Genomic DNA, 1989 nt, shown 5'->3' on the forward strand with positions numbered 1-1989 from the left:
TTCAATAATCACCTTAACAGTCTTTCCACGAGCCGATTCTACCACTTTAGCTATGTCATCAAATACGCTTTCGTACTCTCCAGATTTCAGCAAACCAACATTAATTACCATATCGAATTCGTCCGCCCCATTGTCACATGCCCAGGATGTCTCAAATCCCTTCACTTCTCTTGACATCTGGCCTAACGGAAACCCTATAACCACAGTTTTTCTTATTGTACTACCGCTGAGAGACCTGTTAACCAGAGGAAGATACCCAGTGTTCACACAAACACTCCAGAACTCAAACCTAATGGCCTCTTCACATAATTTTTCCACCATCTTTGGAGTAGCATCTGCTTTCAAGAGTGTGTGATCAACAAATTTGGCAATATTAAGGTTCTCCGGTAATTCTCTCTTGATAGGAGAATACTCCTCTTTGTACCTTCTAACTTCTCTTTCGATTATCCCTTAAGCATGGCATCACCTCTCTATACCAGAATATTCTTGAGACTACAGACCTAAATCAACAGATATTTCTTGCATTGCTTTCAGAGAAAGAGAAAGGAAATCTTCGAGAGACATTCCAAATTCCGAACAACTGGCCATTTGCTCTCTGCTGGCACCTCTTGCGAATGACTTTTCTTTGAACCTGTTTAGTAGAAAATTCACATCAATGTCTGAGAGTTTGCTACCCTTTCTAATGAGAACTGCGGCCACTATGAATCCTGTGACCGGGTCGGCAGCATATATTGCTTTCTCGATTAGCTTGACCCGTTCTTTCTTTTCACAGTGAGCAAGAATCGCATCGCTGACCTCATCTGGCAAGTCTTCGTTTTGAAGCATTGAAACAGTCTTCAGACCATGTTGATCGAAGTTGTCTTTTGTGAATTCGTAATCAAGATCGTGGAGAAGTCCTGCCATTGCCCAAACATCCTCATTCTCGCCGAGTCGTGCTGCGAGGGCTCTCATTACCGCCTCGGTGGCCAGCACGTGCTTAATAAGATTCTTAGATTGTATGTTGTTCATTATTAACTGCATTGCGTGATCTCTTGAAATCATTTTTCTGCCACCTCCGCTTTAAATGTTCTTCCTGCTGCAAAACTATAGAATGTACCGCTTCCTATTATAACGTGATCAAGCATTTTGATTCCTAGCGTCTCTCCGGCTTCCCTTATCTTTGAAGTAACACCTTCATCTTCTCTGCTAGGAGATGGATCACCGGAAGGGTGGTTATGAACCAGGATTATTGCAGCGGCCATCCTGCTTATTGCAGGTTTGTAGACCTCTCGCGGGTGAAGAAGTGAGGAATCCAGTAATCCCACACTAACCGTATTCAATCCTCTGTAGTTGAGTTTGCTGTCTAGGGAAATAACTCTTACGGTTTCTCTATCCATAAAGGCCATATCATGGCAAAGATGGTAGACACCTTCAGGTTCATCCAGCCGAACTTTCGTTTTCTCAGTCATTTCTCTGAAGATCCTCTGTCCCAGCTCAAGAGCGGCCTTCAAACAAACTGCCTTTGCTTTTCCAAGGCCTTTTGTATTCAGTAGTTCGTTAACTTCGGCAGAAAGAAGAGCCGTTAGAGAGCCATAGTAGCCAAGAAGTTCTTCACTAAGCTGAAGTACGTCTTTTCCTTTGATTCCTGTTCTAAGAAGAATCGCGATTAATTCGCTGTTTGACAGCGCGCCAGCGCCCTTATCCAACAGTTTCTCTCTAGGCATTATCTGGCCTTCCAATTCAGATTACCCCCCGCGTGTGTAGCTCATGCCACAATCTTCCTATTGGAAGTCCCATCACATTATAGAAGTCACCTGTTATGCTCTTCACGAAAAGAGCACCATAATCCTGAATTCCATAAGCTCCAGCCTTGTCAAGTGATAGACCGCTTTCAGCATATTCTTTGAGGACCTCCGATGGAACCTCTCTAAACGTTACGTCAGTCTTCTCCACAAAGTTGAATTCGCTTTCTTCGTACATTACGGAAACTGAGGTGAAGACAGAATGAGT

At 43.5% G+C, this 1989-nt stretch carries 4 protein-coding genes; all 4 read right to left on the reverse strand.

Going from position 1 to position 1989, the window contains the following annotated elements; all coding sequences use genetic code 11:
- Positions 1–447: deoxyribose-phosphate aldolase (gene deoC / locus BG32_RS08080; protein WP_121526658.1), on the reverse strand; the 447-nt coding region annotated here is incomplete at its 3' end.
- Positions 448–492: 45 nt separating this feature from the next.
- Positions 493–1041, reverse strand: coding sequence for an HDIG domain-containing metalloprotein (locus BG32_RS08085; protein ID WP_121526657.1), 549 nt, complete (start codon positions 1039–1041; stop codon positions 493–495).
- Positions 1038–1703, reverse strand: a complete 666-nt coding sequence (gene radC / locus BG32_RS08090; protein WP_099772284.1) for a RadC family protein — start codon at positions 1701–1703, stop codon at positions 1038–1040. The genes BG32_RS08085 and radC overlap by 4 nt, the downstream gene beginning before the upstream one ends.
- Positions 1704–1719: 16 nt before the next feature.
- The coding region (locus BG32_RS08095; protein WP_147434889.1) for a Maf family protein at positions 1720–1989 on the reverse strand (270 nt) is incomplete at its 5' end.

The sequence above is a fragment of the Mesotoga sp. HF07.pep.5.2.highcov genome, from assembly GCF_003666285.1.
Lineage (GTDB): Bacteria > Thermotogota > Thermotogae > Petrotogales > Kosmotogaceae > Mesotoga > Mesotoga prima.

What these genes read in the sequence shown, in the direction of transcription:
- BG32_RS08085 (WP_121526657.1), bottom strand. Translation starts at nt 1,041, where the DNA reads ATGATTTCAAGAGATCACGCAATGCAGTTAATAATGAACAACATACAA.
- radC (WP_099772284.1), bottom strand. Translation starts at nt 1,703, where the DNA reads ATGCCTAGAGAGAAACTGTTGGATAAGGGCGCTGGCGCGCTGTCAAAC.